Source organism: Pseudoalteromonas sp. C8, from assembly GCF_011378685.1.
Classification (GTDB): Bacteria; Pseudomonadota; Gammaproteobacteria; order Enterobacterales; family Alteromonadaceae; genus Pseudoalteromonas; species Pseudoalteromonas arctica.
This window is the reverse complement of record NZ_WTKT01000023.1, coordinates 50,654-63,178: the sequence shown is the minus strand read 5'-3', so window position 1 is coordinate 63,178 and position 12,525 is coordinate 50,654. Positions and strand designations below refer to the sequence as shown.

Below are 12,525 nucleotides of genomic sequence, written 5' to 3'. Positions count from 1 at the left end.
CTGGAGGAGACCATATATGAATTCTGGATAATAAATATATCTCAAGCAGAGTTCAGGTTAAGTAATATCGTCTAATAAAATGGCTCTGTAGCTAACTAGCAACAGAGCTTTTTTTATAACTCGACTTTTTAAAGGTCGCTTTTCCACCTCGTTTAGCAAAGCGTTTTTTAGGTGAGCTTTTTGGTAACCTTGCAAATGCATTGCTATCGCAGTTTGCTGCTAATTGTACAAACCCATTTAGGTCAGCAAGTAAAGGCTGTAAAAATTGCTGATAACTCATTACTTGCTGCGCGATATCACCTAAGCTCGATTCCCACTTTGCGGTTAAATCAGGACTCGCTAAACCTTGTGGTAATACGCTAATAAGGGCAAGTCCCGTTTCGGTCGCTCTAATTGACTTACCTTCACGTTTTAAAAAGCGCCGCTTGAATAGCAACTCGATTATTCCCGCACGTGTTGCCTCAGTCCCTAAACCATCAGTGTCTTTTAATACTTTTTTAATTTGTGGATCTTTAACATAACGGCTAATGCCCGTCATCGCAGCCAATAATGTAGCGTCGGTAAAATAAGCAGGAGGTGATGTATGCTTTTCGACCACTTCGCCTTGCTCACAAAAAAGAGGCATACCTTTAGTTAAAGGAGGTAACGTAGCTTCATCTTTTAATTCAGACTTACCCATTAATACCTTAAAGCCTAAGCTTACATCTTGTTTTGCATTTGCTTTAAATAATCCGCCAGCGATTGTTATCTCTGCTTTAGTTTCGTTATATATATAGTCGGGATAAAACTGAATTAGGTAATGGCGGCTTATTAATTGATATACCTTCGCTTCGTCACCGCTCAAACTCGCTGACTTTAACTGCTTAGCCGTAGGCACAATGGCATGATGCGCAGCCACTTTTGAATCGTTAAAACATTTACTACGCTTTTTTACATCAGCCCCATTTACCAATTCGGTGCTTTGCCCACCATTAGCACTTATAGCTTTAAAAATAGCAGATGCATCTTGATGGTGATCTTTAGGTAAATAACGATTATCAGAGCGTGGGTAAGTTATTAGTTTATGACGTTCGTAAAGTATTTGGCAAATATCCAACACCTTTTGAGCTGGCATACCAAATGCTTTAGCCGCATCTATTTGCAGTGCAGATAGGTTATACGGTAATGGAGCACTTTGTTTTTTTTGTTTTTGGTCAAGTGAAGTAAGCTCAGCACTTTGCTTTGTAATGCGTGAAGCAACATTTTGTGCAAGTGCTTTGTTAAGTATTCGCCCTTCTTCATCTTGATGTGGCTCACATGCTTTACTAGGAACCCACTTAGCTATGAATGGCTGGTTATCTGGAGTAAGTAAATGCGCCTGTACATCGTAAAAAGGCTTAGATACAAAGTGTGCTATTTCGTTATCTCTATTAACAACAAGACCTAAAATAGGGGTTTGTACTCGCCCTACCGAAAGCACATTACCAAACCCTGCTTTTTGCCCAGCTAGTGTGTATGCACGTGTTAAATTCATACCAAATAGCCAATCAGCACGAGAGCGCGCTAAAGCAGATACACTTAACGGAATAAAATCTCGATTAGAACGCATAGTACCCAGTGATTTCTTTACCGCCGATAAGTTTAAATCACTAATGAGTAAGCGTTGCGTACTCTGCTTTTTAGCCTGACTTATTTTAGCTTCTTCAATTACTTGATCGACTAGTAGCTGGCCTTCACGGTCTGGATCGCCAGCGTGAATAAGTTGCGAGGCTTGTTTAATTAATTTTTTTAAAACAGTGAGCTGTTTACGTGTTTTGGTTTTGGCTTTTAACTTCCACTGTTCAGGTATGATAGGTAGGTGTTCAAACTGCCACTTTTTAAAGCGCTCATCGTAATCATCGGGTTCTGCTTGTTCTAGCAAATGTCCAATACACCACGATACACAATCGCCATTAGCGACTTCTATATAACCATCATATTTTTTATGTGGTTTTGGTAACGCATCAGCAATAGCGCGTCCAAGTGAAGGTTTTTCTGCAATGTAGAGTTTCATAGCCTGCTCATCACTGTTTATATAAACAGTAGTCTAGCACAGCTATTTTAAAGGAGGGAACTTTTTGTAACTATTGGCTAGCTGGGCTTTTTTTGTCTTTTGTTAAAATATAAATAAGCGGAAGATAACAAACAACAACGGTGCCTATATTAATAAATGGCAATAAGGTTTTATAAATGTATGTACTATAAGAAAGATCCCATAAATGGCGGTCGACTAATCTAAATAGCTGTAAAATTGGTGCCATAATAACAACCAATTGACCTAATACGCATTGCCATAAATAAACCTTATCTTTTAAACCCAGATATGCGATGAGTGCCATCCAAGCAATATCATTAAGGGCCCAAACAAGGTATCGATAAACATAAATCCCATTATCAAACTCTTTCAAGTAAGGATGAATAATGGTTCCATATAAAAAAAAAGCGGCTGTAATTAAAGCGAAACGCAGGGCCAAATAATCTTTTCTAAAATAAAAGATGAAAATAGCAGGGCTTAAAATAAACACCCAACTAGTATCTAATATCAATATAGTCTTTAAAAACCATTCAGGCATTAGAGTTAATCAAGTTTTTTTTCATCATCGTCATTACCACCGCCATTTCCTGGCATATGACTAAACTTATCGACCTTTTTCATAAACTATTCCGTTACATTTGTTAAAGAAAGCATACTTTATGATAAATAAGTGTGTTTGCCAATAAAAGTTATCTTACATCTATAGGAGCTGACTCTTTTGCTTTACCTTGTAATATAGATATTTCTACTCGGCGATTCCTGCGGCGATCTTCATCGGTGTCATTCGGTACAAGTGGTCGTGTTTCAGCTCGACCAACCACCATCATTCGGGTTTTATCAAATCCTTGGACTTTTTGCAGTTCACTTGCAACGGCTACAGCACGCTTTGATGATAGGTCCCAATTATTAATATATAACTCATTTGATACCTGAAAATCATCTGTATGGCCAGATACTGTTATTTCACCGGGTACATCTTTTAACAGCACACCGATATCTTGAATTATAGGTTTAAACTTAGGTTGTAAAAATGCACTACCTGAAGGAAATGAACCATTCTCCCTAATTCGAATAATTATTTGCTGCCCTAAAGACTCAAGCTCAATTGCGCCATCGATTATTTGCTTTTCAAGCTGCTGCGCTATCTTTTTAACAAGCTCGTTAGTTTGCTCCTGATCGGCTGCTGAAGTTGCTTGCTCAGAAGATTCTTCTTGTGAGGTACTACGAGATTCGCCACCGCGTTTATCCCCGCGCTGTTCTTGCCTGCCGCCTGCTGAGCTTTCATCGCCAGCCTGAAACTCTAACATTTGTTGAGTCATTTCGACTGTTTGCTGCTGAATGGTTTCTATTGGGGTTGGCTCTGGTTTGCCTGGGGTAAACTCCATGGCAATAACAGAGGTCCCTTTAGGGATGTCTTTTACTTCAATTTTATTCTGCACGCCAAAAGCAAACTTCATAGAGCCCGCAATTTGTTTAAACTTAAGTACATCCATTTCTGAAAACGCGAGCAAGAGTACAAAAAAGCACATTAACAGTGACATTAAATCGGCAAACGTTCCCATCCATGCAGGTAGACCTGGTGGTGGACATTTGCACTCTTGATCAGACATAGTTACTCCTCGGTATCTACTTTGCGTTTAGATTCAGCTAAGTAATTTTTCAAAATACCTTCGATTACTTTTGGATTTTGACCATCTTGTATACCTAAAATAGCATCCAAAATTAAACGCTGATTCATCGCTTCCTCGTCTTTACGCAGTTCAAGTTTTACCTGAATAGGAATTGCCACAACATTGGCTAAAAACGCGCCATATAAAGTTGTTAATAGTGCTACTGCCATTGCCGGACCAATTGCCTTTGGGTCATCCATGTTAGACAACATTGCAACCAAACCAATTAGAGTACCAATCATACCCATTGCAGGCCCTATATCAGCTAACGACTTAAATAAACCCGCGCCCAATTCATGGCGAGTCGTGGTTAGAGAAATATCTTTTTGAAGTGTAGCGCGAACTACATCTGCGTCGTGGCCATCAACGAGCATATCGACGCCTTTGCGCATAAAGGGGTTTGGAATTTCAGCTTCTTCGAGTGCTAAAAAACCGCCTTTACGAGCTGAATCCGCAAGTTCTACTGCTTTTTCGATAAGTATTTCTGGCGTTTCGATTTTAAACATAAACGCTTTGGCAACAACTTTACCTATCCCCAAAAATTGCGACATAGTGAAGTTTGATAAAACAATAAAGAGTGAACCACCAAATACAATAACCACAGACGGGGTATTGTAAAACATAGCCATTTCACCGCTACTACTCATAAACATAGACATGACAATTAAGCCAATTGCGCCTAGGATCCCGATTATGGTTGCTAAATCCACATTTCCTCCAGAAGTTTCATGCTTAATGGCCTTATCATAAACTTTTATTATTAACTGCTTATCGGCAACATATTGAATTGCTTAAGCCATTTTTATAAATAAACATAAAAAGCAGCCTTTAGCACTATCTTAGATCAAGTTATAAGGGCTACCTAATTATCAATTGATTTATTAAACCAACAGACCGCTATTAAGGCTTTATTAATGCACTTGAAATATAATTTAACGTTATAAAGGTAAAAAACCAATATCATCCTTTGACCTAGTTTAGCATTCCCCCTAAAATTGACCCCTAAATTTATTATGTAAGCTGAAATAAAGATGGCGACTAAAAAACCTGAAAACTTAAGTTTCGAACAAGCACTAGAAGAATTATCTACAATCGTTAGTGACATGGAACAAGGTGACTTATCGCTTGAGCAATCGTTAAAGCAATTTGAGCGTGGAATTGCATTAGCAAGTGCTTCATCAGGGAAATTACAGCAAGCAGAACAAAAAGTATCAATTTTGATGGGGAATGGCGAAAAGTCAGTACTTACAAATTTTGATAATGATATGGAATAGCTGTGAGCATAAAAAATCATATTGAACGTGCTCAAAAAGATGTAGTAGCGACCTTACAACAGCATTTTAACCAGCCTCTCGATACAGAAGAAACGGTAAAGAACGCCACCCAGTATGGATTATTTAATGGCGGTAAAAGATTACGTCCATTTTTAGTTTATGCCACAGGTAAAATGCTCGGCGCAAACCATCAAGACTTAAACGTACTTGCTGCTGCAATTGAGTGTATTCATAGCTATTCGTTAGTCCATGATGATTTACCAGCAATGGACGACGACGACTTACGCCGCGGACGCCCTACTTGTCATATAGAGTTTGGCGAGGCAAATGCAATTTTAGCCGGTGATGCTCTTCAAACTCTTGCTTTTGAGCTTATTGCGAATCACAAATTTGAATGCTCATCGCAAACACAAGTAAAAATGATTGCTACACTTGCCCACGCATCAGGCCTTCAGGGTATGGTTGGCGGACAAGGCCTTGATATAGCAGCAACTGATAAAGTAATTACCGTACAAGAGCTTGAGCGAATACATAAGCTAAAAACCGGGGCTCTAATTAATTGCGCAATTACACTTGGTGCACTGTGCAGTGAAAAGGCTGATCAACAAACCTTAGAAAATTTAAGTGTTTTTGGGTATGCTATAGGGCTAGCATTTCAAGTACACGACGACATTTTAGATGTTGAAGGCGATACAGTTATTTTAGGAAAGCCACAAGGCTCCGATATTGCCGCGAATAAAGCGACATATCCGGCGTTATTAGGTATGCTAGGCGCTAAAGAAAAGGCGCAAAATTTAATACAACAAGCCCATGAAGCGTTAGCAAATATAGATGCTGACACAACACTTCTTGCGTCGCTAGCAAATTACCTAATTGAGCGTGACCACTAATTTTTGCTCATACGTATTGCAATTAGCACTGACATTATTACTCAACATTAATTATTCGTAAAAGCTTTGAATTAATTAATGTTAGCGAAGGATATATATAAAACCATGACACTTGATAGTAGCAAGTATCCATTACTTAATTTGGTTGACGAGCCAGCCCAATTGCGTGACTTAGCGCAAGACAAACTCCCTGCATTTAGCAATGAGCTGCGCGATTATTTACTCAACTCAGTATCGCAAAGTAGCGGTCATCTAGCGTCTGGTTTAGGGACGGTTGAACTAACCGTTGCCCTGCATTATGTTTATAACACTCCAGACGATCGCCTAGTTTGGGATGTGGGTCATCAAGCTTATCCGCATAAAATTCTTACTGGTCGTCGCGACCAAATGCACACTATTCGCCAAAAAGATGGTTTGCACCCTTTTCCTTTTCGCGATGAAAGCCAATACGATACGTTTAGCGTAGGCCATTCAAGCACATCTATTTCAGCTGCTTTAGGTATGTCTATTGCTGCACAAAAAGAAGGTAAAGGTCGAAAGTCTGTAGCCATTATTGGTGACGGAGCTATAACCGCAGGCATGGCATTTGAAGCGATGAATCATTTAGGCGATGTAAAATCAGACATGCTTATTATTTTAAATGATAACGAAATGTCGATATCTGAAAATGTTGGCGCATTAACAAATCACTTTGCTCGAATTTTATCAGGTAGCTTTTATACTAACATTCGTGAAGGTAGTAAAAAGTTACTCTCAGGTGTGCCTCCGGTAAAGCAACTTGCCAGTAAAATGGAAGAGCATATTAAAGGTATGATGATCCCGGGTACCTTCTTTGAAGAATTAGGTCTAAATTACATCGGCCCTATTGATGGCCACGATGTAAACATGCTTGTAGATACATTACGTAATATGCGTAACTTAAAAGGTCCACAGCTTTTACATATAAAAACGCAAAAAGGTAAGGGCTACAAACCGGCTGAAGCCGATCCTATTGGCTACCATGGTGTACCAAAATTCGATCCGAGAACAACTAGCCTGCCTAAATCTAAACCTAGTGCTGCTACTTTTTCAAAAGTATTCGGTGATTGGTTATGCGATATGGCCGAACAAGACAGCAAGTTAATGGCTATCACGCCTGCAATGCGCGAAGGTTCAGGCATGGTACGTTTTTCTAAAGAGTTTCCAGATCAATACTTTGATGTGGCCATTGCAGAGCAGCATGCTGTTACTTTAGCTGCTGGTTTTGCCTGTGAAGGTTTAAAACCTGTAGTTGCTATTTACTCGAGCTTTTTACAACGTGCGTATGACCAATTAATACATGATGTTGCACTGCAAAACTTACCTGTATTATTTGCCATTGACCGCGCTGGTATTGTTGGAGCCGATGGTGAAACTCACCAAGGTGCGTACGATTTAAGCTTTATGCGCTGCATTCCAAATATGGTAATTATGGCACCAAGCGATACCAACGAGTGCCGTCAAATGCTGTACACCGGCTATAAAGCAAATTGCCCAGTTGCTGTTCGTTACCCTCGCGGTAGTGCAGGTACTGCAGACATTGAAAGCACTATGCAACTGCTTGAAATAGGTAAGGCAGATACAATTAAGAAAGGCAGTAAAATTGCCATTTTATCGTTCGGTACATTACTTGAAAATGCACAGCTTGCTGCAGATGAATTAGATGCAACGCTTGTTAATATGCGTTTTATTAAACCACTTGATACCGCACTTTTAAATGAGCTTGCAACTAGCCACGATGTAATTGTTACGCTTGAAGATAATGCGATTGCTGGCGGTGCCGGCTCTGCAGTTAACGAATTCTTAGCAACGCAAAAAGCTGATATTAATATCCTTAACTTAGGTATTCCTGATGAGTTTATTAAACACGGCACCCAAGATGAAATGCACGATGAAATGGGGTTAGGCGAGCAAGGAATATTAACCGCTATTAAAGCGTTTATTAATTAACTTCCTATACATCTAAAGTTGAGCATATTAAAAAAGGAGCCTAGGCTCCTTTTTTAATATCAAATATTGCTGATCAGCGCATCCACACTTTAATATCAGCTAGGCCATTGCTTTGTAAAATACCTAATTGTTGATCAACGTTAGAATTTTGTTCAAACTCAAATGCATCAAGCTGATCATCAAACGTAATATTTGCAACACCATCACCACCGCGCTTTTTAACTTGGTGTAGTGAAATATCTGCTAGGTTAATAGATGTCTCCCAGCTAATTACCTGCCCACCCAAAAGTGGTAATGGATAAAATGACCAACCAATTGATGCCGTGATATTAGTTGTTTTTCCATTTGGTAATTGGAATGAATTAGCCGCTATTACTTTACAAAGATCTGAAGCATAGCTGTCTATTTTATTGCATTTAAAATCACGTAATAATAGTAAAAACTCATCACCACTCCAACGTGCCACATAGTCAGAACCCTGCGTACGCGAATTTAATAATGCAGCCATTTGCTGTAAGCAGCTATCACCTGCAATTGGGCCATAGGCATCATTGATACGGCTGAAGTTATCAAAGTTAATAATTACCAGCACCAGTGACTTGCCTTGTGCCTGCAGCGATTGTGAATTACGTTGAAAGTGTTCGATATCTTTAGGGAGTTGATCAAACAAAAAGCGACGGCTACGCAGCCCTGTTAGCTCATCTGAGTGACTAACTAATTTAAGCTGTGAATTCACTTGGCCTAATTTATCATTAGCTTGACGAAGCTCTAAGGTACGCTCGGTGATCAAGCCCTCTAATGCTTCTTGTTTTCTACGCTCTTGCGCTCTAAACACCCAAAAAATAAGGTAGAAAAGCAAAATAAAGCCACTGGTAATTAAAAGCCTAAAGTAAATAGTTTCATCAAATCGCTCAGGCACTACAAAACCATATTCTACTTCTTGCGCTTTAGTCCAGTCTTCACCTTGGCGCTTAGCTTCTAATTGAAACAAAAACGAGCCTGGAGGCAAGTTAGTATAAATAGCTTCACGTCGCGTATTAGCATAGCGCCAATCACTATCTAAGCCACTTAGTTTATATCTAAATTCAATACTGTTTGGTGCATAGTAATCAATAGCTGTGTAAGTTAGCGTTATATCACGCTCGTCTGTTTCTAATGATGGTTTTTTACCAAGCGCAGCGGTAGTTAAATGACGAAGTGGCGTTGTTATTGTTTCTATTGTTGGCTTTAATGCAAGCACACCAAATAGCTCTACGTTTTTAGGTATTTCAACAACACCTTGTAAGCTTGGGTACCAAATAGAATTACCGGTGTCTGCTACCGCATCATGCCCAAGTCCACTACAACATTGATTCGCTTTACCATCGAGTTGACGGTCAAAAGATGAAATGACTTCTTCAACTTTTAAGCTTTTTATTTCTGTTTTAAATTGCTCTACAGGCATTCTGTAAACACCTTTCATGGTGCTTACCCAAACATGCTTTAACTTTTCATCATATTCTAGGCTAAATATAGACCCATACGGTAAACCATTAGCTGCATCGAGTTGACGCCACTGCCCTTGCGTACTTCTGTAAAAAAGCCCATCGTTAAGAGAGCCGATCAAAATACCCACGCCATCTATATGTAACACGCTAGTTACGTATGCACTTTCAAGTGTTGTTTGGTCACCAATTTTTTCAATGCCGCGGTCTGTAAAGTAATATGCGCCTTTACTAGTACCAATCACACCAAAGTTTGTTTTATCCAATACGTAGGTAATAAACTTACTACCTAAAAAAGCGTTATATGCAAAAGGCGTTAAACCAGCATAATTTAATCGATATAAACCGCGTCCGGTACCAATCCAAAAACCGCCTTTACTAGAGCGACTTATTGCAAATACCGGGTTATCGCGAAGCGCTCGACCAGGGATGGTATAGAGTGTCTTGTTTTCAAAAACAAATAAGCCGCGCCCCGTGGCTATATATAATCGTTCACCATCGAATTGTAGATCGTGTACTGACGCGTATCCATATTTACTACTTGGAACTAAATTAATAAAACTTTTATCTAAATCGAAATAACCAATGCCGCTTTTGTTAGCAACCCACAGTTTTCCATCAGGAGCTTGGCTGATAGCCATAACAGACTCGGTCATATCTGAAACTGCTGAATGCCTTTCTACCCGCCCTTCATGGGCAAGCCATAAGCCTTCACTAAAACTTGCTAACCAAACGTTATTTTTATCATCTCTAAAAATATCAGCAAACCATATGCTTTGATCAAGTTGGCTTGGCTCTACCCATTGCCACTCACCGGTTTTATCTCTAAATAATAAACGTCCATAAGTCGAAACCCATAAGCCACCATCGGTATCACTCATAAACTTATAAACGGCTGAGTTATTTGCATTAGGTAAAGGAAAAGGTCTTAGTTCGTCATCTAAATCTAAAAAGTATGCACCTAGCTCAGAGGCTATATACAAATTACCGTTTAAGAATGATAAATCGTGCACTATGGTTTGCGCTAAGCGCTCTGGTAACGATATTTTAGCGGTAAGCTCTAAACGTAGTTTAGAGAAATCTGATGAGTTTTTAGTAAGGCGTAATAAATGACGATCATTAACCAGCCAAATACCTTCAGGAGAGAGTGCCATTTGGCTAACAGAGCCAACAATTTGGGTAATTACGGTAGCATTAACAATAGGTAGGGGACCATTTACTTGAGTGCGTAAATCAACTTGCCCTCTATCTACATAGTATAAACCATTAGCCGCAATCCATATGCTGCCTTTAGAGTCCTCAAGAATATCTCTTACTGGACCTTTAATATTAAACTCTTGTGCTGCAAATGTGGCAGGATTAATAACTACCAAGCCACTTTTAGTACCTACCCACAACAAGCCACTAGAATCGACTAAAAGTTTATTAATACCATTACTAGGCAAGAACGGGCTATTTTGCGTGTTGTAGTTTGTAAACGTTGTGCCATCAAAACGGCTTAAGCCAAACTGAGTACCCAACCACATATAGCCTTGCTGGTCTTGTACTACGCTTTTAAGTGATTGCGAAGGTAGACCATCTTTTATATTCCATTGCTTAACTACGTAATCACTAATTGAAGCCCAACTTGGTGTCGCGCACAACATCAGTACACAAACCAGTAAAAATCGCATCATATTGCTGCCACCTAGTTAAACAAATCAAATATAAAAAATTAAAAGGGTAGTAAGCCCACTTTTATTAGCGCCTGTAAGCATATAAGCGAAAAAACGCCCGCAAGTATATCATCAGCCATAATACCTAAACCACCATGTACTCGTTTGTCTAGCATACGGATTGGGCCAGGTTTTGCTATATCAAAAAAGCGAAATAACAAAAAACCAACGAGTAATGTTTGCCAGCTAAGTGCTGCACCAATCATTGTAATGTAATAGCCTGCCACTTCATCCCATACAATAGCAGGATGGTCGTGCACGCCTAAATCATCAGCCGTTTTACCGCAGGCCCATATACCAAATATACTGATCACTACGGCAAACACAATTTGCAACCATAGCGGATAATACATAGTCATAAAAATGAATGGCAGTGCAGCAAAAGTGCCAAATGTACCAGGTGCTTTAGGGGCTAACCCAGTACCAAAACCCAAACCAAAAAACTGATGTGGGCGCTTTAAATTAAACTTTCGGTTTTTGTTCAAACCAGCTCCTTTGCAAAATGCTCAAAACCTTGCTGCTTAAAATCAAACTTTTCACCGTTGTGTAAAAGTTCAATTTGACCATCGCCACTTTTAATTTGGCCTATGCATGTTGCATCTACACCATATTGACGCAGTTTTATATCTAGCATACTTTTATTGCTATCAGGTACAGTAAAAATTAATTCGTAATCATCACCGTAACTGAGAATAAATGGCAGCTGCTGATTAAAATCAAGGCTTGCTTGCATTGCATCTGAAGTCGGAATACTTTCAATATTCACAACTGCATTTACTTGCGACATATCAAGTATATGACTTAAATCAGCGATTAAACCATCCGATACATCAATAGCCGATGATGCAAGACCTCGCAATACCTGTCCTGCAGCAACACGCGGTGTTGGAAAGTCAAAGCGCTTATTTAAGTACTTTAAATGTTCTGGCTCAATACTTATACCTTGTTTGCGAGACTCAATTGCAAGTCCAGCGTCACCTAGCGGACCTGTAACATAAATCCAATCACCCACTTTCGCACCACTACGGCGAAGTGCAGTACCTTCTGGTACAGTCCCTTTTGCACAAATAGTGATAGTTAATGGGCCTTGCGTGGTATCGCCACCTATAATTTGCACATTAAAGTATTCTGCAATTTCATGCATGCCTTCAGTAAACTCTTCAATCCACTGTGGGTCAATACTTGGCAAGGTTAACGCAACTGAAACCCATGTTGGCTCAGCGCCCATTGCCGCTAAATCACTTAAATTAACAGCAAGCGCTCTGTGACCTAATGCACGAGGGGAAATATCATCAAAAAAGTGTACGCCAGCAACAAGAGTATCTGTTGTAACGGCAAGTTGGCAGTTTTGTGGAACGGTTACTAAAGCGCAATCATCCCCTATACCTAGGTTTACATCACGACGGGTGATCCCGCGACCTTTAAAGTAGCGGTTAATTAATTCAAATTCCTTCATACACAAAAAAGCCGG

The 12,525-nt window shown here is 39.6% G+C and carries 10 protein-coding genes; 3 read left to right on the top strand and 7 right to left on the bottom strand.

Features of this window, described 5'->3' with window-relative positions; all coding sequences use genetic code 11:
• Positions 1-91: 91 nt before the first annotated feature.
• The 4 genes from GQR39_RS18100 to pomA all read right to left on the bottom strand — a co-directional run bounded on the left by GQR39_RS18100 (position 92) and on the right by pomA (position 4,433).
• On the bottom strand, positions 92-2,032 hold the full coding sequence (locus GQR39_RS18100; protein ID WP_165736266.1) for a DNA topoisomerase III: 1,941 nt from the start codon (positions 2,030-2,032) through the stop codon (positions 92-94).
• A gap of 70 nt (positions 2,033-2,102) precedes the next feature.
• Positions 2,103-2,591, bottom strand: coding sequence for a hypothetical protein (locus GQR39_RS18095; RefSeq protein ID WP_010554575.1), 489 nt, complete (start codon positions 2,589-2,591; stop codon positions 2,103-2,105).
• 151 nt (positions 2,592-2,742) lie between these two features.
• A complete protein-coding gene (locus GQR39_RS18090) occupies positions 2,743-3,663 on the bottom strand; it encodes a flagellar motor protein MotB (RefSeq protein WP_007587113.1) in 921 nt (306 codons plus the stop codon).
• 2 nt (positions 3,664-3,665) lie between these two features.
• Positions 3,666-4,433, bottom strand: coding sequence for a flagellar motor protein PomA (gene pomA / locus GQR39_RS18085; protein ID WP_007587114.1), 768 nt, complete (start codon positions 4,431-4,433; stop codon positions 3,666-3,668).
• A gap of 321 nt (positions 4,434-4,754) precedes the next feature.
• Between pomA and GQR39_RS18080 the strand changes: the two genes are divergently transcribed.
• From GQR39_RS18080 to dxs, 3 genes are all read left to right on the top strand, one after another.
• Positions 4,755-4,997, top strand: a complete 243-nt coding sequence (locus tag GQR39_RS18080; protein WP_002961738.1) for an exodeoxyribonuclease VII small subunit — start codon at positions 4,755-4,757, stop codon at positions 4,995-4,997.
• A 2-nt stretch (positions 4,998-4,999) separates the two neighbouring features.
• Entirely contained in the window at positions 5,000-5,887 is an 888-nt protein-coding gene (gene ispA, locus GQR39_RS18075; RefSeq protein ID WP_007587115.1) for a (2E,6E)-farnesyl diphosphate synthase, read from the top strand.
• Between the two features lie 105 nt (positions 5,888-5,992).
• A complete protein-coding gene (dxs, locus tag GQR39_RS18070; RefSeq protein ID WP_165736265.1) occupies positions 5,993-7,855 on the top strand; it encodes a 1-deoxy-D-xylulose-5-phosphate synthase in 1,863 nt (620 codons plus the stop codon).
• Positions 7,856-7,928: 73 nt separating this feature from the next.
• On the opposite strand, the gene GQR39_RS18065 is transcribed toward dxs, so the two are convergent.
• From GQR39_RS18065 to thiL, 3 genes are read right to left on the bottom strand one after another with little or no spacing between them, the layout of a single operon-like run.
• Positions 7,929-11,015, bottom strand: a complete 3,087-nt coding sequence (locus GQR39_RS18065; RefSeq protein ID WP_165736264.1) for a ligand-binding sensor domain-containing diguanylate cyclase — start codon at positions 11,013-11,015, stop codon at positions 7,929-7,931.
• 38 nt (positions 11,016-11,053) lie between these two features.
• Positions 11,054-11,539 carry a phosphatidylglycerophosphatase A gene (locus GQR39_RS18060; RefSeq protein ID WP_007587120.1) on the bottom strand — a complete coding sequence of 162 codons (486 nt, stop codon included), beginning with the start codon at positions 11,537-11,539 and terminating at the stop codon, positions 11,054-11,056.
• Entirely contained in the window at positions 11,536-12,510 is a 975-nt protein-coding gene (thiL, locus tag GQR39_RS18055; protein ID WP_007587128.1) for a thiamine-phosphate kinase, read from the bottom strand. Before thiL ends, GQR39_RS18060 begins: the two co-directional genes overlap by 4 nt.
• Positions 12,511-12,525 lie beyond the last annotated feature (15 nt).

Coding starts and splice junctions, on each gene's coding strand:
- GQR39_RS18100 (WP_165736266.1), bottom strand. CDS start 2,032: ATGAAACTCTACATTGCAGAAAAACCTTCACTTGGACGCGCTATTGCT.
- GQR39_RS18095 (WP_010554575.1), bottom strand. CDS start 2,591: ATGCCTGAATGGTTTTTAAAGACTATATTGATATTAGATACTAGTTGG.
- GQR39_RS18090 (WP_007587113.1), bottom strand. CDS start 3,663: ATGTCTGATCAAGAGTGCAAATGTCCACCACCAGGTCTACCTGCATGG.
- GQR39_RS18080 (WP_002961738.1), top strand. CDS start 4,755: ATGGCGACTAAAAAACCTGAAAACTTAAGTTTCGAACAAGCACTAGAA.
- dxs (WP_165736265.1), top strand. CDS start 5,993: ATGACACTTGATAGTAGCAAGTATCCATTACTTAATTTGGTTGACGAG.
- GQR39_RS18065 (WP_165736264.1), bottom strand. CDS start 11,015: ATGATGCGATTTTTACTGGTTTGTGTACTGATGTTGTGCGCGACACCA.
- thiL (WP_007587128.1), bottom strand. CDS start 12,510: ATGAAGGAATTTGAATTAATTAACCGCTACTTTAAAGGTCGCGGGATC.